At 57.0% G+C, this 21,561-nt stretch carries 21 protein-coding genes; 9 read left to right on the top strand and 12 right to left on the bottom strand.

Annotation, left to right across the window (positions count from 1 at the left end; translation table 11 throughout):
- Positions 1 to 14 precede the first annotated feature (14 nt).
- The gene (locus ACR0I1_RS04065) at positions 15 to 941 is read left to right on the top strand and encodes a TRAP transporter small permease subunit (protein ID WP_170396594.1); all 927 of its coding nucleotides are present in this window, start codon (positions 15 to 17) and stop codon (positions 939 to 941) included.
- Between the two features lie 17 nt (positions 942 to 958).
- Positions 959 to 3,313, top strand: a complete 2,355-nt coding sequence (locus ACR0I1_RS04060; RefSeq protein WP_480705085.1) for a TRAP transporter large permease — start codon at positions 959 to 961, stop codon at positions 3,311 to 3,313.
- A gap of 53 nt (positions 3,314 to 3,366) precedes the next feature.
- On the opposite strand, the gene ACR0I1_RS04055 is transcribed toward ACR0I1_RS04060, so the two are convergent.
- From ACR0I1_RS04055 to ACR0I1_RS04035, 5 genes are all read right to left on the bottom strand, one after another.
- Positions 3,367 to 4,725, bottom strand: coding sequence for a dicarboxylate/amino acid:cation symporter (locus tag ACR0I1_RS04055; RefSeq protein WP_480705083.1), 1,359 nt, complete (start codon positions 4,723 to 4,725; stop codon positions 3,367 to 3,369).
- 244 nt (positions 4,726 to 4,969) lie between these two features.
- On the bottom strand, positions 4,970 to 5,377 hold the full coding sequence (locus ACR0I1_RS04050; protein WP_480705081.1) for a VOC family protein: 408 nt from the start codon (positions 5,375 to 5,377) through the stop codon (positions 4,970 to 4,972).
- A 6-nt stretch (positions 5,378 to 5,383) separates the two neighbouring features.
- Positions 5,384 to 6,208: an arginyltransferase gene (locus ACR0I1_RS04045; RefSeq protein ID WP_170396602.1), complete on the bottom strand. Its 825-nt coding sequence runs from the start codon at positions 6,206 to 6,208 to the stop codon at positions 5,384 to 5,386.
- Between the two features lie 74 nt (positions 6,209 to 6,282).
- Positions 6,283 to 6,714: an RDD family protein gene (locus ACR0I1_RS04040; protein WP_170396604.1), complete on the bottom strand. Its 432-nt coding sequence runs from the start codon at positions 6,712 to 6,714 to the stop codon at positions 6,283 to 6,285.
- A gap of 65 nt (positions 6,715 to 6,779) precedes the next feature.
- Positions 6,780 to 7,205 (bottom strand): DUF2852 domain-containing protein, encoded by a 426-nt coding sequence (locus ACR0I1_RS04035; RefSeq protein WP_170598123.1) that lies wholly within the window; start codon positions 7,203 to 7,205, stop codon positions 6,780 to 6,782.
- Between the two features lie 347 nt (positions 7,206 to 7,552).
- Between ACR0I1_RS04035 and ACR0I1_RS04030 the strand changes: the two genes are divergently transcribed.
- The 6 genes from ACR0I1_RS04030 to ACR0I1_RS04005 all read left to right on the top strand — a co-directional run bounded on the left by ACR0I1_RS04030 (position 7,553) and on the right by ACR0I1_RS04005 (position 13,809).
- Positions 7,553 to 8,476 (top strand): hypothetical protein, encoded by a 924-nt coding sequence (locus ACR0I1_RS04030; RefSeq protein ID WP_480705079.1) that lies wholly within the window; start codon positions 7,553 to 7,555, stop codon positions 8,474 to 8,476.
- Positions 8,477 to 8,588: 112 nt separating this feature from the next.
- Positions 8,589 to 8,978, top strand: a complete 390-nt coding sequence (locus tag ACR0I1_RS04025; RefSeq protein ID WP_480705077.1) for a DUF4440 domain-containing protein — start codon at positions 8,589 to 8,591, stop codon at positions 8,976 to 8,978.
- Positions 8,975 to 11,767: a [protein-PII] uridylyltransferase family protein gene (locus tag ACR0I1_RS04020; protein WP_480705075.1), complete on the top strand. Its 2,793-nt coding sequence runs from the start codon at positions 8,975 to 8,977 to the stop codon at positions 11,765 to 11,767. The genes ACR0I1_RS04025 and ACR0I1_RS04020 overlap by 4 nt, the downstream gene beginning before the upstream one ends.
- Entirely contained in the window at positions 11,754 to 12,026 is a 273-nt protein-coding gene (locus ACR0I1_RS04015) for a hypothetical protein (RefSeq protein WP_170396636.1), read from the top strand. The genes ACR0I1_RS04020 and ACR0I1_RS04015 overlap by 14 nt, the downstream gene beginning before the upstream one ends.
- A gap of 41 nt (positions 12,027 to 12,067) precedes the next feature.
- Positions 12,068 to 13,270, top strand: coding sequence for an RSP_2647 family RNA methyltransferase (locus tag ACR0I1_RS04010; RefSeq protein ID WP_480705073.1), 1,203 nt, complete (start codon positions 12,068 to 12,070; stop codon positions 13,268 to 13,270).
- Positions 13,267 to 13,809 (top strand): RSP_2648 family PIN domain-containing protein, encoded by a 543-nt coding sequence (locus tag ACR0I1_RS04005; RefSeq protein ID WP_170612309.1) that lies wholly within the window; start codon positions 13,267 to 13,269, stop codon positions 13,807 to 13,809. Before ACR0I1_RS04010 ends, ACR0I1_RS04005 begins: the two co-directional genes overlap by 4 nt.
- 68 nt (positions 13,810 to 13,877) lie before the next feature.
- Here the strand turns inward: ACR0I1_RS04005 and ACR0I1_RS04000 are convergent, their stop codons facing one another.
- From ACR0I1_RS04000 to ACR0I1_RS03970, 7 genes are all read right to left on the bottom strand, one after another.
- On the bottom strand, positions 13,878 to 14,567 hold the full coding sequence (locus ACR0I1_RS04000; RefSeq protein ID WP_480705071.1) for a M48 family metallopeptidase: 690 nt from the start codon (positions 14,565 to 14,567) through the stop codon (positions 13,878 to 13,880).
- Positions 14,568 to 14,651: 84 nt separating this feature from the next.
- Positions 14,652 to 16,454, bottom strand: coding sequence for a hypothetical protein (locus ACR0I1_RS03995; protein WP_480705069.1), 1,803 nt, complete (start codon positions 16,452 to 16,454; stop codon positions 14,652 to 14,654).
- Positions 16,455 to 16,615: 161 nt separating this feature from the next.
- On the bottom strand, positions 16,616 to 17,800 hold the full coding sequence (locus tag ACR0I1_RS03990) for a vWA domain-containing protein (protein ID WP_480705067.1): 1,185 nt from the start codon (positions 17,798 to 17,800) through the stop codon (positions 16,616 to 16,618).
- Between the two features lie 4 nt (positions 17,801 to 17,804).
- Positions 17,805 to 17,972 (bottom strand): hypothetical protein, encoded by a 168-nt coding sequence (locus ACR0I1_RS03985; protein ID WP_480705065.1) that lies wholly within the window; start codon positions 17,970 to 17,972, stop codon positions 17,805 to 17,807.
- Positions 17,973 to 17,978: 6 nt separating this feature from the next.
- The gene (locus ACR0I1_RS03980) at positions 17,979 to 19,343 is read right to left on the bottom strand and encodes a DUF2927 domain-containing protein (RefSeq protein WP_480705063.1); all 1,365 of its coding nucleotides are present in this window, start codon (positions 19,341 to 19,343) and stop codon (positions 17,979 to 17,981) included.
- Complete coding sequence (locus ACR0I1_RS03975) at positions 19,340 to 19,789, bottom strand: GNAT family N-acetyltransferase (protein WP_170422139.1); 450 nt, start codon at positions 19,787 to 19,789, stop codon at positions 19,340 to 19,342. The genes ACR0I1_RS03980 and ACR0I1_RS03975 overlap by 4 nt, the downstream gene beginning before the upstream one ends.
- Before the next feature lie 90 nt (positions 19,790 to 19,879).
- Positions 19,880 to 20,725 carry an AAA family ATPase gene (locus ACR0I1_RS03970; protein ID WP_170396653.1) on the bottom strand — a complete coding sequence of 282 codons (846 nt, stop codon included), beginning with the start codon at positions 20,723 to 20,725 and terminating at the stop codon, positions 19,880 to 19,882.
- Between the two features lie 385 nt (positions 20,726 to 21,110).
- On the opposite strand from ACR0I1_RS03970, the gene dksA reads away from it, so the two are divergent.
- A complete protein-coding gene (gene dksA, locus ACR0I1_RS03965) occupies positions 21,111 to 21,533 on the top strand; it encodes an RNA polymerase-binding protein DksA (protein ID WP_074736317.1) in 423 nt (140 codons plus the stop codon).
- Positions 21,534 to 21,561: the final 28 nt, after the last annotated feature.

Raw genomic sequence — 21,561 nt, 5'->3', positions numbered from 1 at the left:
GACCTGGGGACAACATGCAGGACGAAAACGGTATCTCGTTCTTCGGCGCCCTGTGGAATGGACTGGTCTGGTTCATTCAGAACATTGCCGAAGCCTTCTATAATTTCGGATACGCCATCACGCATCCGCAGCTCTGGCTGGACTGGTCGAACAAAGAAGCAATCATGCGCTTTGTTTATTATGGCGGGTCTGTCGAGTTCTTCTTCGTGATCTTCGCGCTGTTTCTGGTGCTGACGGCCATTGGTCTTTACTATCGGAACTTCATGTGGGGAATGGTACGCGGGCTCGAAGGCTTCGCCAATACCACTGGCCGCTTCTTTGCGTGGGCGGGATTGCTGATGGTAATTCAGCAGATCGTTATAGTATTCATGCAGCGGGTGTTCACACGGCCGGATATGTCCTTTGGGCTGGGTATCCCTTTTCAAATGGATATCAGTTGGTTCGCCGAAGAACTTAAACTCTACAACGCCATGGTTGTGTGCCTTTGCTGCACCTACACATTCGTGCAGGGCGGCCATGTGCGCGTTGACCTGATTTATGCGGGCATCAGTCACAAGGCCAAACGCGTCGTTGATATGTGCGGGGCGGTTCTGTTCATGATGCCCATGGCCGTTCTGACCTGGATGTATGGATGGTACTTCATGTGGCGGCACCTGATCGTGCCGAAACCCTCGGCCAGTGACACGCTGGATAGGCTTGTGGCCAAGTCCCGAGCGCTGCGTTGGAACGTGGAAACCATCGGATTTAGTCCTAACGGGTTCAACGCCTACTTCCTGTTCAAAATCCTGCTGGTGGCCTTTGCCGCCATGGTGTTCCTGCACGCGATTGCGTTCCTGTATCGCTCGTATCTGGAATACGTGGAAGGGCCGGAAAGTGAAGGAAAATACCTCGACAAGGACAGCCTTGGCGAGGGTGAAGAAGCCTACGAAGGCGCGCATTAGGGACGGAGAACCAGACAATGCTATTCGGACTTGATGGCGTCGAGATAGGCCTCATTATCGTATTTTTCTGCCTCTTCGGAGGCATTCTTTCGGGTTTCCCCGTGGCCTTTGCCATCGGTGGGGCCGGGGTGATTTCGTTCGGGATTATCGCTGCATTGGATAGTGCCGGACTGTTGATCCACCAGGCGATCGACACCGGCTCGCAAGCCTACCGCGACGTGGTGAATTCTGGCGTCAAACCTGACGTGATATCCGTGTTCCGACACCCGGATTTGCCAAGGATCGCCGAGCCGGTCTTTGTACAAGGCTGGGAAACAGCGCTGGACCGGAATGTTTCCTTCATCGTGAACCGCATGAACGAACGTGTTCTGGCCGGGCAGTCGATCGAGACGCTGCTGGCGGTGCTGATGTTCGTTCTGATGGGCATCACGCTGGAGCGTTCAAAAATTGCAAACGACCTGCTGACCACGATGGCGCGCGTCTTTGGCCCGCTGCCCGGTGGCCTTGCGGTCTCGATTGTGGTCGTGGGCGCGTTCCTTGCTGCTTCGACCGGAATCGTCGGCGCGACCGTTGTTACCATGGGATTGTTGGCCCTGCCGACCATGCTGCGGAACAACTATTCGCCGGAATTGGCGACAGGCGTGATCGCGGCCTCGGGTACGTTGGGGCAGATCATTCCACCCTCCATCGTGATCGTTCTGCTGGGTACACTGGCTGGTGACCTCTATTCGACCGCGCAGGAAACGCGCGCGGTTGAGGCCGGGTGCACCGACGCGCTGACCTATCTGGGCGAGCCTGCAGTTGTTTCGGTGGGTACACTGTTCCAGGCAGCGCTGCTGCCAGGGATCATGTTGGCGCTGCTCTATGCGCTCTATGCCTTTGGCTATGCGCTGTTGAACCCGGAAAAGGCCCCGGCTGTTGAATTGTCGGGAGGCTCGGGTGAAGCCATCACGCGCTCGGAAGGGCTGACCTGGCTGCTGGGCGCTCCGGTTGCTCTGATTGTTGGCGCGGTGCTTCTGGGAAGCGCGGGAGTGATTGGCAGCCAGAACATCTCGGTCTCGGCATTTACGGATATCGGGCAGGGCGCCTCGCTGCGCACGAACGTGTCCGAAGAGTGTAAGGCTTCGATGATCGAACTGCATGGGCAATCAGCCTGGGATCAGGCCGTGGCCGAGCAGGAAGCGATTGACGAAGCAGGTGGTTCGTCCGAAGCGCAGCGTCTGAGCGAAGAGGAACTGGCTGCTGCGCAAGAGGCCAAGATCGCCGCTGCAGCGCCAATTGGCAACGGTGTCGCCGTGATTGTGGTACTGCTGGGTCTGACACTGGTACTGGGTCGCGGAATCGCACCGTCGCAAGCGCCGCAGCCTCTGATCGTCGGAGCGATTGGCCTGTTGCTGATGCTGTTGGTCGACGTGTTGCTGATCGCGCCAACGACTTCGTCCGGGGCTACGTTCCTGATACTCGCCATACCTTTTGCGCTCGCAATGCATGGGTGCAAAGAAGCTGCCGCCCGTTGCGCGACCAATGATCTGATCCGTGTGGTCTTCCCACCGCTGGTGCTGATCATCGCGGTGTTGGGTTCGATCCTTGGCGGTGTCACCAACCCTACGCCGGCTGCGGCACTGGGGGCGGGTGGAGCGATCATGCTAGCGGCCTATCGGAAACTTCAGGATCAGAACCGGTCGGGCAAAGTGATCATCTGGTCAACCTTCGCAGTGATCATCGCACTGGTGATGGGAGTGAACTTTGATCTGCGCATCAATCAGGGCAATGTTTCGGTTGAAAGCTGGATCGCGTTCATCATCGCCTATTCGGCCTACCTCTATGCGCTGTTCGGCTTGATCTACGGCTGCTGGGTGCTGTTCTCAAGCGGGGTTCTGACACCGGTGGTGCGTGAGACAGCGAAGGTGACGTCGATGGTCTTCACCATCCTGATCGGATCGCAACTGCTGAACCTGGTGGTGATTTCCTTTGGTGGAGAGCACTATATACAGCAGTTCCTGCGCAGCTTTGATAATGAATTCACGGTCTTCCTGATCGTGATGCTGGTGCTGTTCATTCTTGGCTTTGTGCTGGATTTCCTTGAGATCATCTACATCGTGATCCCGATCGTTGGGCCGGTGATCTATGGCGGATCGTTTGATCCGAAATGGGTGACGATCATGGTGGCGGTGAACCTGCAGACCTCGTTCCTGACGCCGCCGTTCGGGTTTGCGCTGTTCTACCTCAGGGGCGTTGCACCGAAAGAGGTCACCACTGGCCACATCTATCGCGGCATCATACCGTTCGTGATCATTCAGGTTGTGGGCATCGCAATCCTGTGGTTCTTCCCGTCGATTGTAACCATCGTTCCTGACCTGATCCCGAACTGATCTGTCGCTTAGACTGACGAATACGGAGGCCCATTAGGGCCTCCGTTTGTTTTTCAGGAATTCGGCTGTGGGTGTGTCAGCCTTTCGAACTCCGCTTCAGTGGCATGATCGATTGCAAGGTCTGTGGTCTCGACAAGTCCGGCATTGGGATTGTCGAACGTGGCCTTGTCCAGCTTGCCGACCTTTTGCCCGACAATGGTGGTCACCACCGCATCGCCAGTGACATTCACAACCGTCCGCATCATATCGAGGATCCGGTCGACGGCCAGAATGATGCCGATGCCTTCCAGCGGCATACCCAACTGGTTCAGAACCATCGCCAGCATCACTATCCCCACACCGGGCACACCTGCCGTGCCGATTGAGGCCAGAACCGAGATTGAAATCACGGTCAGATAACCGCTTAGCCCCAGATCAATGCCATAGGCATTAGCCAGAAAAACGGTCGCCACTCCATGCATGATTGCGGTGCCATCCATGTTGATCGTCGCCCCTAGGGGAATACCGAATGACGCCACGGAACGGTCAACGCCGACTCTCTGAGTCACGCATTGTAAGCTGGCCGGAATTGTCGCGTTCGAGCTTGAGGTCGAGAACGCAAACACCTGCGCCGAGCGCATCTTGCGCAGGAATACCCGAGGGCTCAGCCCGGTCGTAAAATACAGCAGCGCCATCAACGTGACACACAGATGGAATACCAGCGTCAGGCTGATCGTGGTCAGATAGCCGATCACCGGTCCGAACAGGCCAAAGCCCTCCATCGCAAAGGTTTTGGCAATCAGGCTGAAGACGCCGATGGGGGCGAAGGCCATGACGATATTGACGATCTTCATCGCCAGTTCATTCATGAACTCGCAGCCTTCCACAAAGGCCTTGGCGCGGCTGCCCATCATTAGCACTGCAATACCAACGACCATCACGTAGAAGATGATCTGCAGCATCTCACCATTGGCCAGAGCGTTGATCGGGTTCTTTGGGATGATGTTCGCCAGTATTTCCCAAGTGGTCTGTGGGTCGGCGACGCTTACGCTATCACCGGCCAGATGCAGGCTCGTGAATCCGGTGCCCGGCCCAATGAGGCCCGCAAAGATCAAGGCAGTTGTCACGGCCAAGGCGGTGGTGGCCAGATAGGTAACGAAGGTCAGCCCTCCGACACGGCCCAGCAATTTGACATCGCCAATGCCGACAACGCCGCACAGCAGTGAGAACACAACCAGCGGCACAACAAGCATCTGAAGTGCATTAAGGAACATTTGCCCAAACATGGACAGCACACCCTGCACAAGTGTTGCGTCGAGCGCAGCGATATCGAGATAGTTCAAGACCAGACCAAAGATCGAGCCCAAGGCGAGCGCGACCAGAATCTGGGTCGTCAGCGTGGCCGAAACCAGTCGGCGTGCGGCATATGTCATTTTCCCCCTCCTTCAGAACCTCTGCGACAGGGTGGGAGGCCTGCCGTAGCGACAATAAAGCCAGCCCGGTCAGCGTCTGATTGAGCTGCGGGTTTCAGGTTTGGGCTGGACGTTTAGAAGTGCGGCTAATTTGGTGACCTCGCGTCAACTTTCAATCGCACGGGCGGGGGAAGGTCGATTAAGATTGCTTAACAATTGGGCGCAGCATGGCGGAAGGTAGTTTAAAGCGATGAAAAAAATGTATTTATTTTGTCGATACAGGTGCTGAAAATTCGATCAAATCCCAACGATTTCCGAAAGGATCCCGCCAGACGGCGACAATTCCATAGGGTTCATGGCGCGGGCGCTCTTCAAACCCTACGCCTGCTTCCAGCATCGCTGCGTGATCGCGGTAGAAATCATTTGTTTCGAGGAAAAAGCCAACGCGCCCACCGGTTTGATTGCCGACCGATGCGATCTGTTCCGCGCCCACCGCCTTGGCCAGCAACAACGAAGCACCATCCGAGCCCGGAGGCGTGATCCGCACCCAGCGTTTACCATCGCCCAGATCAATATCCTGCGTCAGAGTAAAGCACAGCACTTTGGTGTAGAACGCGATCGCTGCGTCATAATCCGGGACGACCAGCGTCACCGCATGAAGGCTCTGACGCATGATAGATTAACCTTTGGTGGGGTGGCGGTCAGGCAGTTGGATGTTGGCCACCTGCTCGGCAATCGGGGCCGACGAAAGGGGGTGGTGGGCCGTATGGTCACACTGCTCGGGATTTTTAATTCGCTGCCATTCACCCTGCATATAGACCTGCAAGCCCGCGAATTTGGCCTTGTATCCCATCTTGGGGCTGCCGGGCACCCAATAGCCCAGATAAATATAGGGCAACCCAGCCTCGCGCGCGATCTCGATATGGTCGAGAATCATGTAAGTGCCCAGCGAGCTTTGCTGGAACTCTGGATCGTAGAATGAGTAAACCATGCTCAGCCCGTCATCCAGTACATCGGTCAAACTGACGGCGATCAGCTCGCCGGTTTCGGGATCGGCATATTCTACGACTCGGCTGCGGATCGGGGTTTCCTCGATCATCGCGGCGAATTCGAAGACATCCATATCGGCCATGCCGCCATCCGCATGGCGCGCGTCCAGATACCGACGGAACAGGTCGAACTGTTCATCCGTTGCCCAGGGCGATGTTGCACGTCGGATCAAGTAGGAATTGCGCTTGTGGGCCCGTTTTTGGCTTTTGCTTGGCTGAAAGGCTGACACATCGATACGGGCAGACAGACAGGCGGCGCAGTCGGTGCAGGACGGGCGATACAGAACGTTCTGCGAGCGGCGAAATCCTTGTTGCGAAAGGCAATTGTTCAATTGATCCGCACCTTCCCCCTGTAGGGCGGTGAACAGTTTGCGCTCCATCCTGCCCTCAAGGTAAGGGCAGGGCTGGGGTGCCGTCACATAGAATTGTGGCGCAATTGGCAGCGTGTGTCGCATGAAGGTCCCGCATTTCCTCGGAACCGATGATAGCAACGGTTTTTGGCGCAGCCAAGTGTTTCACTCAGGTGTTTTTAGGCGCGCTGGTTGATCATCACGGTGCCGAGGAAGGCATCGGTCAGGCCCTGACAGCGGGCGCTGGTCATCATCATGATGACCGAAATGATCTGCAGTACCGGGATCGCCATGCTGACAAAGTAACCTGCCGTATGTGCAATGGCTTTGCCCGTATCCATCCGGGCGCCAAACGCGTCACGCAGCTCAATCCCCATGAACCGCATCCCCAGTGTGGCCGAGCCGTTGGCGATGGTGACGACGCGATAGACAAAGCTGATGACGGCGTAGATCAGCGCCAGAATGAAGAAGCCCATGCCAAAGGTCAGCAGGATCGCAACCGTGCAGAGCAATGAGATAAAGGCGATATCGAACAGCCACGCAAAAAAGCGCTTGGTCGCTACGGACTGATAGAATTCGGGTTGGCTGTCAGGGTCAGGCAGATGAGACATATACTGTGGTCCGGGTCTTGTACGGTAACACCCTGTCCCGATGGCCGGGACAGGGCAAGTTGCGATCAGGCAGTTTGTTCGCCATTTTCGCTGTCGTCACGGTTGTCGCGGGCGCGTTCATCCATGAACTCGTCGAATTCGGCCTTGTCCTTGGCTTCGCGCAGGCGGTGCAAGAAGGCCTCAAAGTCTTTCTGTTCGCGCTCCAACCGGGCCAGAGTGTCGGCCTTGTAGGCGTCAAACGCGCTGTTGCCCGAAGGTTTCATGGCGCTCATGTGGCTGTTCCACGACGAACGGCGGCTGCAGGATTTGCTGAACATGCGTTTGCTCCAGATCATATAGGCAAGAAAGGCCAGGCCGATGGGCCAGAAGAAGATAAAGCCAAGGACCATTGCGGCGATCCAGGCGCCTTTTCCCTTGCTATCAAGCCAGGCTTCGCTTCGGTGCAGCCATCCCGGATTTTGGGGAACGGCGTGGTCGGACAATGCGGTCATGTGCTCTCTCCAGTTAGGATGTAAATGCTTTTCACATTACCAAGATGGGAGGGGGGATAGGTGGTTGCAAGGGGGTATGTGAAAAAGATTTACATTTTTCCGAATCCAGCGTCTGACCGGGCGGATCAATCAGCGGGGTAAGGCGGATTTGCGTCTCAGTAATTCAGGCCAAGCGACGCAGCCCATCGGTTAAACGTTTCATTAAGAACGCTTAATAATCAAACCCTTCCATAGGGTTTGCGCAATGGCTGCATACATAGTTTTCCGAGGAGCAATCAAGGGAGGTCGCTGAAATGAATGTTGTGAACACAACTCATTGGCCGTTCGGGTCAGAGGAGAGTTTCATCTTGTCGACCGAACCAGGCCTAGCTTCGCAAGGCGGCGTATCTAGTTCGATTGATCAAGTCGATTTGCCTTTTTTGAACCTCGATCCCCATGATCTCGAAGGGAAAGAAGATCTGCCGGATATCGAATTGCGCGGGTTTTGGGACGGGGTGATCGACAGCACGGTCAGCGCGTATCAAGGTGCTGGGTCTCACGAGGTTGAGTTCAATCTTTCGATGGTGAACCACGAGATCGCGACACGCGGAAGCGCCACGCTCATTTCCGAGCTGTACCATACACAGCAAGTCGCGCTTGAAACCATAAGCATGCATGGAACGGACATACCTGTTTCTTATGAGGCCCGGTCCGCCTTTGGATTTGAGGGCGTTCACATTGGTCAGGCAGCACAGTTTCAGCATCTGTCTATAGCCAGCGAACAGGGGGAGATGTTCGATGTGCATGGGTTCGATACAAATGGCGATCTGGTTTTGGCGTCATACGGCTATTACGAGGTCGTCGAGATCGCAGGCAAGCTTCACCAAAACGGAATTTCTGATTTTGCACTTAGTTTCGAGGTGTCGTTCGAGCTCGAAATGAATGAGACCGGTCTTTATGAAGTATTTGCTGCGGTCTCGTTCGATGGCCAAATTGACTTTAACGACGGAATGTCGCGCTACTTTGAGTTTGAAGAGGATATGTATTTCCCAGCTCGCGATCTGGGGAGTGTGGAATTTGGCCCTTTGCCAGATGGTTTGTTCCAACAACTGGCGATGTTTCAGGCTCATATGGGTGACGCCTGGGACGAGTTGGTGAGTTTGAACGATCAGCTTGAGGCGGTGTTTCTGCGGCTTCGTGAAGACGAGCACTATGATGAGTGGGATTTGGCCGGGCAGGGGATTGAAAATCCGTTCACTTTCGATTTGCCGCCAGTGGATCAGTGGCTATAACGATTTGGACATTCGGCCCTTTCTGCTGTTCAATCGGACAGGGCTAAGCCAACTCTGTCCGATCATGTGCGCTGGCCGCATCTGATTTTCGGCCGTCACAAGTCATAGGCAAATGGAAGATATTGAAAACACCAGCCCACCGTCACTGGATCAGATCCTCTCGCTGGAAAAACAGGTATGGACTGCGCTGGTCGAAGGCAATGCACAGGCCGACCGGGCGCTGCTGAGCCCCGATTTTCTGGGCGTGTATCCAACGGGTTTTGCCAATCGCGACGATCATGTTGGCCAGTTCGCCGATGCGCCTACGATGGCGCAATATGAACTCAGCGATACCAGGTTGCGCGTTTTATCGGCGGATTTGGTTTTACTCTCATACAGGGCAGATTATCTGCGACCCGAAGCACAGGAATGGGAGGCGATGCTGATCTCATCCCTGTGGGAGCGGCGTCACGATGTCTGGATCAACAGTTTCAGCCAGGACACACCACTGGAACGGTCATGAGCCAGTCTCTTGTTATCAACCGCTTGCCGCGCGCTTTTCATACCGATCTGGGTGACGAAACACGCGCGGCGCTGCCCGATTTGACTGCCGAGCAGGGGGAGTTGATCGCGGGAACTGCGGGCTCTAGCCCCTACCTGAAAGGGTTGATTGACCAAGAAAGGGACTGGTTGCCACAAGCGTTGCAGCAACCGGACCAGGCATTGTCGGAAGTGATGGACGCGGCGCGCGCGCTGCCGTCGGATCAGTTGAAACCCGGTTTGCGGCAAGCGAAGAGGCGCATGGCCTTGCTGACGGCGCTGGCCGATCTGGCAGGTGCGTGGCCGTTGGAAAAGGTAACCGCCGCGCTGACCGACTTTGGCGCTTTGGCCGCAGATGTGGCAGCGAAGGCCGAAATTGCTGCGCTGATCCGGCGCGGCAAGCTGCCGGGTATGACCGAAGATGATGTCGATACCGCTGCCGGAATGGTCATTCTGGCGATGGGCAAAATGGGCGCGTATGAGCTGAATTATAGCTCAGATATCGATCTGATCGTGCTGTTCGACGAAACCCGCTTTGATCCCGATGATTTCTACGAAGCGCGACAGGGCATGGTGCGCGCCACGCGGAATTTCTGTGCCACGCTTAGCGACAAGACGGCGGATGGCTATGTGTTCCGCACCGATCTGCGATTGCGCCCCGACCCGGCGGTGACGCCTGTGTGTCTGGCGATGGAAGCGGCTGAGCGCTACTATGAAAGCCTTGGGCGCACGTGGGAACGCGCGGCCTATATCAAGGCACGCCCCTGCGCCGGGGACATCGCGGCAGGTCAAAGATTCCTCGATGCATTGCGCCCGTTCGTCTGGCGGCGGCATCTGGATTTTGCCGCCATTCAAGACGCCCATGACATGCGCTTGCGCATTCGCGAGAACAAGGGAACGGGCGGAAGTCTCTCGATTCCCGGCCACGATATGAAGCTGGGGCAGGGCGGTATTCGAGAGATCGAGTTTTTTACTCAGACCCGTCAATTGATCGCGGGCGGACGTGATCCAGACCTTCGCGTCCGGGGCACCGTTCCCGGTCTGGCGGCGCTGGCCTCAAAAGGCTGGGTGCCCGAAGATGTCGCCGAGAAGCTGACCGATCATTACCGTGCCCACCGCGAGGTCGAGCATCGAATCCAGATGGTGCATGACGCGCAGACCCATAAGGTGCCAAATTCAGAGGACGGTTTCGAACGGGTCGCGTGCTTGATGGGGATCAGCAGCGCCGAATTGACCGCCGAACTGACCCGCCGCCTGACCGAAGTGCACGAACTGACCGAAGGGTTCTTCGCCCCTGGACCAGGCGCGGCACCCGTGCCGCTTCAGGAGGTTGAGTTTGACAAGGGTGTGCTGGCCCGTTGGCCGACTTACCCGGCGCTTCGATCGCAGCGTGGTGCACGGATATTCGAGCGGCTCAGACCGGAACTTTTAGCGCGATTGGCGAAAACTGCGAAACCCGACGAAGCATTGCTGGCGCTGGATGGGTTTTTGGCAGGATTACCCGCTGGGGTGCAGCTGTTTTCCCTGTTCGAAGCGAACCCGCATCTGATTGATCTGCTGGTCGATATCGTTGGGACGTCACATGCGCTCGCCACCCATCTGTCGCGCAACGCCTCGGTTTTTGATGCGGTGATTGGTGGCAGTTTCTTCAGCGATTGGCCCGGGCAGGCGACCTTGCAGTTGGACTTGACGCAGGCCTTGGCAGAGGAAAGCGACTATGAAACACAGCTCGATTTCGCACGTCGCTGGTGCAAGGAGTGGCACTTTCGCATCGGTGTGCATCATCTGCGCGGACTGATCGATGGGGCGCAGGCCGGGCAGCAATATGCCGAACTGGCGCAGGCCGTGATTGCGGCGGTTCTGCCCTGCGTTGTCGACCAGTTCTCCAAAAAGCATGGACCGGTGCCGGGGCGCGGCGCTGCGGTTTTGGGCATGGGGTCACTTGGGGCAGGGCGCATCAACTCGCAATCCGATCTGGACATGATTGTCATCTACGATCCTCAGGATCAGGACATGTCCGATGGCCCTCGCCCGCTGGCAACGCGGACATACTACGCTCGTTTCACCCAGGCTCTGATCACGGCGCTCAGCGCGCCAATGTCGCAGGGACGGCTTTATGAGGTCGACATGCGTCTGCGCCCGTCGGGCAATCAGGGGCCGGTGGCTACAAGCTGGGTCAGCTTCACCAACTATCAGCAGAATGAGGCCTGGGTGTGGGAACACCTTGCTTTGACCCGCGCCCATGTGGTCGCAGGCGACGCCGGTCTGGCCGAGGATATCGAAAGCTTCCGCGCCGATTTCCTGTCGCAAACGCGCGACCGCCAGAAGGTGCTGAAAGAAGTCGCCGAGATGCGCGAAAGACTGGCCGCAGCCAAAGCACCAGCGGGCGTTTGGGACGCAAAGAATGGGCCGGGCCGCATGATGGATATCGAGCTGATGGCAGAGACGGGCGCATTGCTGGCCGGATTCCCCCAGCGCGATGTCCATTCGGGTCTGGACGGGGCGGTCGCTGTCGGGCTGCTGGATGTCGCACAGGCGCAAACCCTGAAGGGTTGTTACGATTTATGCTGGTCGGTGCAATGTGCGGCGCGTCTGCTGTCGGGAAAGGTGATCGAGGCCGACAAGATCGGTGAAGGCGGTACGGCCTTTCTGTGTCGGGCGACCGGGTTCGATCAGGTCGAACAGCTGCAATCCGCGTTGCAAGACAATTACAGCACTGCGGCCTCGTTGATTGGCGCAGTTGTCGGAAGGGTTGAAGATGGCACGCAGTGATGATCCGAATGACCACAAAGGCCTGATCCGCGAGGCGTATCGCATTGAAGGCATCACCTTGCCCGAGTGTCGCAGCATCTTTCTGGATTGGGCGCTGAGCCTGCCCGGAGAGCTTGATCAAAATCAGGCCTTGACCAACCTGCACGCAGTCTATTCGGAACAGGCTGCTGATCATCCGATGACGCAGGTCCTGACCGAGGGTTTGCAGGCGGCCCAAGCCCCCAAGCGTCGTGGCGGCTGGCGCAAGCGCAATCGTTAACGGGGCTTTCACCCCCGTGCATTCACGATTATGAGGGCGCCATGACACCCGTAGCTGACCGCCCCCGTATCCGTTTGAAACCCAAGGCCAATGCGCGTGGCCTGCGCCACGGGTTTCCCTGGGTCTATGCCAATGACATCGTCACCGACCGCCGGACCCGCAAAATCGGGCCGGGGTCCTTGGCTGTGCTGGAAGACGAGAAGCGCGCGCCAATCGCTCTGGTCGCGGTGAATCCGGTCTCGAAGATCATGTGCCGGGTACTTGATCGCGATATCGGCGCGCAGTTGGATGCGGACTGGTTTGAAACCCGTCTGCGCCGCGCGCTTGAGATGCGCGAGCGACTGTTCGATGCGCCGTACTACCGCCTGATCCATGCCGAGGCGGATGGGTTTCCTGGGGTGATCATCGACCGGTTCGGCGACGCCTGCGTGATCCAACCCAACGCAGTCTGGGCTGAGGCACATCTTGAATCTCTGACCGACGCGCTAGTCAAGGTGACCGGGGTCGACACAGTGCTGAAGAACGCCTCAGGGCGCACGCGTGTGCTCGAGGGGTTGGACGACACCAATCTGACCTTGCGCGGCACCGCGCCCGATAAGCCTCTGCCGGTGCCAATGAATGGCGCAACCTACATGGCCGACCTGACCGGGGGACAGAAAACTGGCCTGTTCTATGACCAACGCCCCAACCACGCCTTTGCCGCCAAGTTGGTTCACCCCGAGGCGCAGGTGCTGGATGTATTCAGCCACGTCGGAGGCTTTGGTCTGGCCATGCTGGCGGGCGGCGCAGCACAGGCATTGTCCGTTGACGGCTCGGCAGCGGCGCTCGAACTGGCGGCGAAGGGCGCAGAAGTCTCAGGATTTTCTGCCCGTTTCCAGACCCGACAAGGCGACGCCTTTGATGTACTGACCAAACTCGGCGAAGAGGGCGCGTTGTTCGACGTCGTCATCTGTGATCCCCCGGCTTTTGCACCTTCGAAACAGGCGTTGGATGCAGGTTTGCGTGCCTATGAGAGTACCGCACGTCTGGCGGCTCCGCTGGTCAAACCGGGCGGGTATCTTGGCCTCTGCTCCTGTTCTCATGCCGCTGATCTGGGCCGCTTCCGCGATGCCTCATCCCGTGGGATCGGACGGGCAGGACGACAGGCCCAACTGATCCGAACTGGCTTTGCCGGGCCGGACCATCCACAACTGCCGCAGCTGGCAGAAAGCGGCTACCTCAAAGCCGTGTTTTACCGTCTGTGAAGGCCGTTCTGGATACCTGCGTCATCTATCCCACGGTGATGCGAGAGATGCTGTTGGGCGCTGCGAGGCTTGGTTATTTCACGCCCGTCTGGTCTGCACGTATCCTCGAAGAATGGGCCCGTGCCGCCCGCAAACTCGGCCCCGAGGGCGAGGCGCAGGCGCGCGCCGAAATCGCGCTGGTTCAGGCCCATTGGCCAAATGCCGTGCAACCCGCCAACCTCGGTGTTGAACAGCGCCTATGGTTGCCGGATGCCGCCGACATCCACGTTCTCGCAACGGCGGTCACAAGCTCGGCAGATGTCATTGTCACCGTCAATGCCAAGGATTTTCCCAAGAATATGTTGGCCGACGAAGGGCTTGAGCGGCGCGATCCGGACGGACTGCTACATGAACTCTGGCTGTCCGACCCCGAAGGCATGACGCAGGTTTCCAAAGCGGTCCTTGCTGAAGCCAACCGGCTATCCGGTGCTCAATGGACCTTGCGCAGCTTAATGAAAAAAGCCCGCCTGCCGCGCCTTGGCAAAGCCCTGAGTACTTAATTCGGGATCCCATTCATCTGGCCAAAAATATCTCGGGGAGCGCGAGGGGCTGGCCCCTCGCTCCTATCCTAAACTCCCACGCCCCACTTTTGTTCAAGTACTTCCAGAGCTGCGATCCGCTCATCCGTCTTTGGATGACTCATCAACCAAGCGGGCACAACGCCCGCACGCTGCTGTGTCAGATCCTCAAGCTTGTGGAACAAAGACTTCTGTGGACCAATCCCGATCCCGGCTTTTGTCAAAAGCGCAGCCGCATATTCATCCGCCTCATATTCATCACTCCGCGACAGGCGGGAGGCCAGCAAATGAGTCAGCATATTTGCAATCCAGGCTCCAATGAACGGGATGAAGCGGTTCAATAGCATCATCAGCGCAGCACGCAGGGCGTTTTGACCCGAGAAATCAATCATCCGCCGCCGGGCGTGGCCAAGGGCGACATGGCCCAATTCATGCGCGATTACGCTTGCCATTTCTTCCGCTGATACTTCGCCGTTGCCAAATTTGCGATAAAAACCGCGAGTGATGAAAATACGCCCATCCGGCGCTGCCAGCCCGTTCACCGGATCGATCTCGTAGATGTAGACTGGGACCCGATCAATCTCCAAGGCTGCAGCCAGCCGGTCCGTCATGCGTTTTAGCGCAGGATCGGCCAGTTCGGTGGACCTCGCATCCAACTCACGATGCGTGCGCCAGACGGATATCCGGTACATCACAACGGCATAGGCTATGGCCAGCAGGATGGGTGTTAAGCGAAGCATGAGTTAGATATGGGCGGCCCACCCCGAGGAGGCAAGCGGTAACTCGCCCTTCACGCCCGATCAGTTATGCGGCTCAATCCAGCCTTACCTGCCTGGCGAGGGCAGGTGCAGGTTCGAATGAAACTCGGCAAGGGACTGCTTGGTTAAGACCTCGCCCTTCGAAGCCTCAAAAAATGCGCGTTCAGCTTCCTTTTCTGCGACCAGAGCATCAACTCTCAGGTCCCTCACATCCGCGCGCAGAGCGTCGCGCGCCTCCTCGTAGGTTTCAGCATCGCGCAGCTCATCCTCAAGCGCACTCAGCTTGTCATCATAGTCCGGGTCCGCAGGATCAAGTGCGGCGATATCATCGGCGATGTCTTCGCTGCTGCGGCCATCGTAGTCTTCGTTCAGATCACGCAGTTCACGGCGCGCCTCATAGAGGTCACCGCGTAAGTCGTAATAGGTTTCCGCCGCCGCTTGGTAGGTCGCGATTTTGCCGACATTGCTGTTGGGTGAAGCATTGCGGAACGCCGGGGCCGCTGCCTTAGACGCATTCAGGTTACGCAGCTTGTCCGAGCCATAGGGATCGGTGATCGCTGCAACAAGCGGGTCGCGGTAATAGCGGTAGCGGTCCTTCTTGCGATCGGAATATGGCTTGTCGTATCGCAGTCGATAGTCGGTTTCATCATAGAACTTCTTATCATCCGAATAGCGGTAGCCGTCAGGATCGTAAGGCACCGGCTGGATCGTTGCCCAGTCCTTGTGCCGGTGGTTTGGCTGTGGCAGATCGAGATTGCCGTGGAACTCGCCCAGCGTCGCCTTGGTCAATGTACGCCCTCTCGAAGCGTCATAAAAGGCAGCCTCCGCATCTTGCAACGCGTCGCGGGTTTCGTATTTCAGATCCCTCAGATCCGCGCGCAGATCGTCGCGCGCCTCCTCGTAGGTTTCAGCGTCTCGCAGCTCATCCTCAAGCGCACTCAGCTTGTCATCATAGTTCGGGTCTGCAGGATCAAGCGCGGCGATATCATCGGCGATATCTTCGCTGCTGCGGCCATCGTAGTCTTCGTTCAGATCACGCAGTTCACGGCGCGCCTCATAGAGGTCACCGCGTAGATCGTAATAGGTTTCCGCCGCCGCCTGATAGGTCGCGATCTTGCCGACATTGCTGTTGGGTGAAGCATTGCGGAACGCCGGGGCCGCTGCCTTAGACGCATTCAGGTTACGCAGCTTGTCCGAGCCATCGGGATCGGTGATTGCTGCAACAAGCGGGTCGCGATAGCGACGCTTGCCGGGCTTCTTATTGTCATAGTGCTTGGATTTATAATCTGTGCGAGCAACAGGTCGCGGGGAATACTCAACAGGAGCAACCGAGGCCTTGCGGTACGATTTCTTTACCCGGTTCGCGCTTGACTTGGTTTTTACCGGCGAACGCTTGCCAAATAGTTGCTCGACATCGCGTTTAAACTCTCTTCCAAAGCCCGCCAGTGTGGTCTTTTGTACCTTGCCGTTCCGTCCCTTAGCTTTAGCAGAGGTTTTGGCTGACCGGTGGTGTTTTGCCTTTTGCTTCTTGTTGAACCCGAAAGCCTTTTTAACGCGGTGCGTTTTGGACTTGGCCTTGCCGGGATCTTTACCCGCGCTTTTGGCACCCTTAGTCTTGCCGGATTTTCCCTTTTCGCCACCTTTGTTGCCGTCGTTGCCTTTTCCGGACTTTCCCTTGCCTTTGTTGCCGTCGTTGCTTTTTCCAGAACTACCTTTGCCGCCGCCGCGGCCCTTTCCCTTGCCATTATCATTCTTGGCATAAGCGGCGTCAGGGGAAAGTACCAATGTCGCGGTCGCACCCGATGCAATTGCGAACGCTGTAATGGTCAAAACAGATGTCAGGATATTTCGTAGTTTTGAAATGGTCATCTCAGCCCCCCAGCTTCAATCCCTTTGTCGTATATCACGAATTCGAGAGAGGCAGGGAATTTTGCCGAGATTGTTTCTTTGGTGGTGCTTTTGACGCGAATATCTCTGAAAACTAGGCCTATTGTTTCCGGTTTCTGAGTCAACCAGGACTCCGACGGTGACTAGCGCGTCAGTTCCCGCATACCTTGTTCCAAACCCGCCAGCGTCATGGGTGCCATGCGATCTTCGAATATCTCACGGATCATGCCGATCGAATGGGTATATTCCCAATACTTCTCTGGCACTGGATTGATCCACAGGTTCGATGTCCACTGTTCGCGTGCACGGCCCAGCCAGACTTGGCCAGATTCCTGATTCCAATGCTCATTTGCACCACCGGGATAAGCGATCTCGTAAGGACTCATCGAGGCATCGCCGACAAAGATGCATTTGTAGTCCGGCCCGTATGTACGCAAGACCTCGTGCGTCGGAGTTTGCTGATCCCAGCGGCGGCGATTGTCGCGCCAGACGCCTTCATAGAGGCAATTGTGGAAGTAGTAGTATTCCAGATGTTTGAACTCGGTCCGGGCCGCCGAGAACAGTTCTTCCACAACCTTGATATGCGGGTCCATCGATCCGCCCACGTCCAGAAACAAAAGCACTTTGACGGCGTTGTGACGTTCGGGTCGGGTTTTGACATCCAGATATCCGTGTTCAGCCGTAGCCCTGATCGTTCCATCCAGATCAAGCTCTTCCGCTGCACCTTCACGCGCCCAGCGGCGCAGGCGTTTCAAGGCAACCTTGATGTTCCGGGTGCCAAGTTCAACAGTGTCATCTAAGTTCTTGAATTCGCGCTTGTCCCAGACCTTTACGGCACGCTGATGGCGGCTTTCTTTCTGGCCGATGCGCACGCCTTCGGGGTTGTAGCCATAGGCGCCGAAAGGTGAGGTGCCCGCGGTGCCGATCCACTTGTTACCGCCCTGATGGCGACCCTGTTGGTCCTTGAGGCGCTCGCGTAGCGTCTCCATCAGTTTATCAAAGCCACCAAGCGCCTCGATCTCGGCTTTTTCTTCATCCGACAGGTGCTTTTCGGCCATCTTTGCAAGCCACTCGGCAGGAATATCGACCGCCTCGAGTACTTGATCGAAACTGATTTCACCCAACCCTTCGAAACTGGCGGCAAAGGCACGGTCGAACTTGTCGATGTTGCGCTCGTCTTTCACCATCGAAACGCGGGCGAGATAGTAAAACGCCTCGACATCGTATGTCGCCAAGCCCTTTTTCATCCCTTCCAGAAACGTCAGGTACTCGCGCAGAGATACGGGAATGCCAGCGTTTCGGAGGTTTTCGAAGAAGGGCAGGAACATCGTTCTATACCAGGCGGACAATGACCAGTGAAATCACCAGCCCGACCAACGCAAAGGCAATGCCGTAACCTGCGGCGTATTGAACCATATCAGCACCGCTTCCGTTACGTTTGCGTGCTGTCAACGCGCCCAGAATCGCGCCCAGAATAGCCATGCCCAGAACCACTATCATGTGACGTTATCCACCCGTGCTTGTGGCGGCTGACTGCGCGATGTCTTGTGTGACCGAGCGCACCACCAAATCCGAGCCGAAGCCGTAACGTGCCCATCCGATACTGTCCAGCCGAACACGACGTGCCTGATCTAGTTGACCGGACTGCCGCAGTGCCTCGGATTTGAGCAGCAGCAGGGTGGCCAGAAGGGCGGCGTTCTCGGCCTTGGTCATGACATTGATTGCTTTGTTCAATTCGGGCAGGGCCTCGGTGCCCTGACCCTGTGCCAAAGCAAATGCTGCGGTTTGTGCCGTGATATGAGCGCGCTGAATTTCCGTTCCCGGGGTGGCGTTCAGGTATTTCAGGGCAATTTCATATTGCTGCTGCGCCGCCTCGGGGTCGTCGAATTGCCCCATGCGCCCCAGCAGATAATGCGGATAGGCGCGGCGGTGGTCGGTCCAGCCTTGCTGTTGACCAATTCGCGCTGCCTCGTTCGCAGCGTTGACGCGTTTGGCCGTACCAGCGCCAGCCCCCAAAGCGCGTTGAACTGCGTTAATCCACGCCCGAGGCGTCTCAGTAACCTGTTGTGGCGCAACCCGATCCCCTCTGGGGTTCAGCCGGCTGAGTACGCCGGGCAGAACCGCCGCCGCCTGTTCGCGTGTCATGCCATTTTGCAACTCAGGCGCATAGGCTGCGCGCAGGATCAACATGTCGAATCCGGTCAGAACCGTGTGGAAATTGTCGTCGTTGAATACTGAATCGGTTAGGCGATAGAGGTCGTTCAGAGGTCCAAGTGCCTGAGCCAATTCTTCATGCAGGCAGTCCCGAATTTCCTGTGGGCTGGCATCGTAGGGGATGAATATCCCGATCCGTTCACGTTTTCGCAGTTCGGTCCAGTTGCTTTTGCTTTTGCGCCTGTCACGGCGGTATTCTTCCAGACTTGAAGAGTTGGGCACGACGAAACAGGCGGCCTGCGGCAGGATGCGGCGGATCTGTTTCTGGCTTACAGCCTCGATCGTGATGTTCGCCTGACCCTCTGGAATCTGCCGGATGTCGATCTTCGCCTCACGTTGCAACCGGGTCAGTAGCCGGCTCAGGTCGGTCTGCATCGTTGGTGGCGGTGTCCCAGTCAGACGCACCGTGATGGGTCCATCAAACCGGGTGAAAACGGGCAACTCTGCGCCGCTCTCAAGTGCGAAATGCAGCGATAGGAAATCTGCGGCGATGTTCTTGTTTGAACGGGCAGGCGGGCTTGGACGAGCAGCGCCGAAGGATTTAGACGGCGGCAGCGAAGCTTCAATCACCTGGGTACGAGTCGGCGTCTCGATCCGGTCGACCGTGGTGCAGGCAGACAGCGCCGCCAGAAGGAGGGTTGCGCCCAAAAGCCTCATGGTCGCTGATACTTCAGGAACGGCGACAACTTGCCGATGCGGTCATAGAGTTTGCGTGCGGTATGGTTGTTTTCCTGCGTCAGCCAATAGACTGAGGGGGCTTTCTGCCTGTCCGCTTCTTCATAGACGGCCTCAATCAGGGCGCGTCCAACTCCGGTGCCTCGCGCTTCTGGGCGGGCATAGAGATCCTGCAGATAGCAGACACTTTCTTCCTTCCAGGCGTGGCGATGAAACAGGTAGTGGGTCAGTCCAAGCAATTGCCCATCCAAATCCGCGACAAAACAGGAAAAGTCATTCGGATCATCACCTAAGAGCCGTGCAAAGGTGCTTTGGAAAGTCGAATCCGGCACTTCGGTTTCATAAAATGCCAGGTAGTCACGCCACATTTCGGCCCATTGATCCCGGTCTTCTGGTCGCAAGGGGCGAATTGTGAGGGCGTTAGACATTTTATTATTTCCTGCTCTGGAGGCCCGATTGGCGCGGGGTCTTTCGTTGATGTAATGCTGACACCCGACCGTACCGATGACAAGCTGTGATCACCGCTTGCTACGCGCCATAAAGGCCAGCCGTTCAAACAGGTGTACGTCCTGCTCATTTTTTAGAAGCGCACCATGTAGCTTGGGCAGTGCATTCACACCGTCGCGTTTAAGGTCCTCAGCGCTCAAGTCCTCAGCCAAGAGCAGTTTCAGCCAGTCCAGCACTTCCGAGGTCGAGGGCTTTTTCTTCAAACCTTGCGTTTCGCGGATTTCGTAGAACTGGGTCAGCGCGGTGGTCAGCAGCGCATCTTTGATGCCGGGGTGATGGACTTCGACGATACGGCGCATCGTGGCTTCGTCTGGAAAGCGGATGTAGTGAAAGAAGCAGCGGCGCAGGAATGCGTCAGGTAGTTCCTTTTCGTTGTTCGACGTGATTATGACGATAGGGCGGTTCTTGGCACGGATCGTCTCGCCAGTCTCGTAGACGTGGAACTCCATCTTATCGAGTTCTTGCAATAGATCGTTGGGGAATTCGATATCAGCCTTGTCGATCTCGTCGATCAGTAGCACGACCTTTTCATCCGCATCGAATGCCTGCCACAGCTTGCCCTTGCGAATATAGTTCGAGACATCATGCACGCGCTCTTCGCCAAGCTGGCTATCGCGCAAACGGCTGACCGCATCGTATTCATACAACCCCTGTTGCGCTCGGGTGGTGGATTTCACGTTCCACTCAATCATCGTCAGCCCCAGCGCGCCTGCGACCTGTTTCGCCAGCTCGGTCTTGCCAGTTCCGGGCTCGCCCTTGACCAACAAGGGGCGTTCCAGCGTGACGGCAGCGTTCACGGCAATGTTCAGATCGTCGGTGGCAACATATTCTGCGGTGCCTTGAAAACGTGCGGTCATGGGACCCCTCATGTGGTTTCCGCGGAATGCGGGCTGGGTTTGCTCTGCTCGGGTTACAGAGAGGCAAGGTTATTTACAAGCCGGGCCGCAGCGTCGCGAGAGGATGGGATGGGCTGTAAGTCCAATCTGTTTTGGGCGATTCGTTCGGGGCGGGGTATCGCAGGGGTTGAAGCTGCCTGAAAAACGCCTTGCGAGAACCACAGAAAAACAAGGTTTTGTTGTTACAAGTCTCAATATTAGAGCAGTCGGAGTGACGCGGCGGCGAGGCATACGTTTGTGTAGTGACAATCTCTGCCCCGTCGGTTACACGCTCCGCAGAAGGGGGTGCCGAATGTCAGGTAATACAATCGCAACCGACGTTTCAGGCCATACCGAGGGAGCAAATATGAAGCAGGAAGTTTTTCTGCCGGAAGATTATCGTCCGGCCGAAGATGAGCCTTTCATGAATGACCGCCAGCTTGAGTATTTTCGCCGCAAGCTGATGGATTGGAAGACAGAACTACTCGCAGGCAGCCGTGATACGATCGAAGGTCTGCAGGACAACACCCGAAACATACCCGATGTCGCTGACCGCGCAAGCGAAGAGACCGACCGTGCGCTGGAACTGCGCACCCGGGATCGTCAGCGTAAGCTGGTGGCCAAAATCGACTCGGCCCTGCGTCGGATCGAAGAAGGGGAGTATGGATATTGCGAGAAGACCGGTGATCCGATCTCGCTCAAGCGCCTGGATGCGCGTCCTATCGCGACTATGACGCTTGAGGCGCAAGAGCGTCACGAGCGCCGCGAAAAGGTCCACCGCGACGATTGATCGCTGGGAAATTGCAACAAAACAACTG

It is taken from the genome of Ruegeria sp. B11, assembly GCF_056539785.1.
Note: the sequence above shows the minus strand (reverse complement) of the source record. Positions and strands in the feature narration are given on the sequence as shown.

What these genes read in the sequence shown, in the direction of transcription:
- ACR0I1_RS04035 (WP_170598123.1), bottom strand. Translation starts at nt 7,205, where the DNA reads ATGACCGCATTGTCCGACCACGCCGTTCCCCAAAATCCGGGATGGCTG.
- ACR0I1_RS04065 (WP_170396594.1), top strand. Translation starts at nt 15, where the DNA reads ATGCAGGACGAAAACGGTATCTCGTTCTTCGGCGCCCTGTGGAATGGA.
- ACR0I1_RS03985 (WP_480705065.1), bottom strand. Translation starts at nt 17,972, where the DNA reads ATGATAGTGGTTCTGGGCATGGCTATTCTGGGCGCGATTCTGGGCGCG.
- ACR0I1_RS04020 (WP_480705075.1), top strand. Translation starts at nt 8,975, where the DNA reads ATGAGCCAGTCTCTTGTTATCAACCGCTTGCCGCGCGCTTTTCATACC.
- ACR0I1_RS03980 (WP_480705063.1), bottom strand. Translation starts at nt 19,343, where the DNA reads ATGAGGCTTTTGGGCGCAACCCTCCTTCTGGCGGCGCTGTCTGCCTGC.
- ACR0I1_RS03995 (WP_480705069.1), bottom strand. Translation starts at nt 16,454, where the DNA reads ATGACCATTTCAAAACTACGAAATATCCTGACATCTGTTTTGACCATT.
- ACR0I1_RS03990 (WP_480705067.1), bottom strand. Translation starts at nt 17,800, where the DNA reads ATGTTCCTGCCCTTCTTCGAAAACCTCCGAAACGCTGGCATTCCCGTA.
- ACR0I1_RS04040 (WP_170396604.1), bottom strand. Translation starts at nt 6,714, where the DNA reads ATGTCTCATCTGCCTGACCCTGACAGCCAACCCGAATTCTATCAGTCC.
- ACR0I1_RS04045 (WP_170396602.1), bottom strand. Translation starts at nt 6,208, where the DNA reads ATGCGACACACGCTGCCAATTGCGCCACAATTCTATGTGACGGCACCC.
- ACR0I1_RS04025 (WP_480705077.1), top strand. Translation starts at nt 8,589, where the DNA reads ATGGAAGATATTGAAAACACCAGCCCACCGTCACTGGATCAGATCCTC.
- ACR0I1_RS04055 (WP_480705083.1), bottom strand. Translation starts at nt 4,725, where the DNA reads ATGACATATGCCGCACGCCGACTGGTTTCGGCCACGCTGACGACCCAG.
- ACR0I1_RS04050 (WP_480705081.1), bottom strand. Translation starts at nt 5,377, where the DNA reads ATGCGTCAGAGCCTTCATGCGGTGACGCTGGTCGTCCCGGATTATGAC.
- ACR0I1_RS03975 (WP_170422139.1), bottom strand. Translation starts at nt 19,789, where the DNA reads ATGTCTAACGCCCTCACAATTCGCCCCTTGCGACCAGAAGACCGGGAT.
- ACR0I1_RS04060 (WP_480705085.1), top strand. Translation starts at nt 959, where the DNA reads ATGCTATTCGGACTTGATGGCGTCGAGATAGGCCTCATTATCGTATTT.
- ACR0I1_RS04010 (WP_480705073.1), top strand. Translation starts at nt 12,068, where the DNA reads ATGACACCCGTAGCTGACCGCCCCCGTATCCGTTTGAAACCCAAGGCC.
- ACR0I1_RS03970 (WP_170396653.1), bottom strand. Translation starts at nt 20,725, where the DNA reads ATGACCGCACGTTTTCAAGGCACCGCAGAATATGTTGCCACCGACGAT.
- ACR0I1_RS04015 (WP_170396636.1), top strand. Translation starts at nt 11,754, where the DNA reads ATGGCACGCAGTGATGATCCGAATGACCACAAAGGCCTGATCCGCGAG.
- ACR0I1_RS04000 (WP_480705071.1), bottom strand. Translation starts at nt 14,567, where the DNA reads ATGCTTCGCTTAACACCCATCCTGCTGGCCATAGCCTATGCCGTTGTG.
- dksA (WP_074736317.1), top strand. Translation starts at nt 21,111, where the DNA reads ATGAAGCAGGAAGTTTTTCTGCCGGAAGATTATCGTCCGGCCGAAGAT.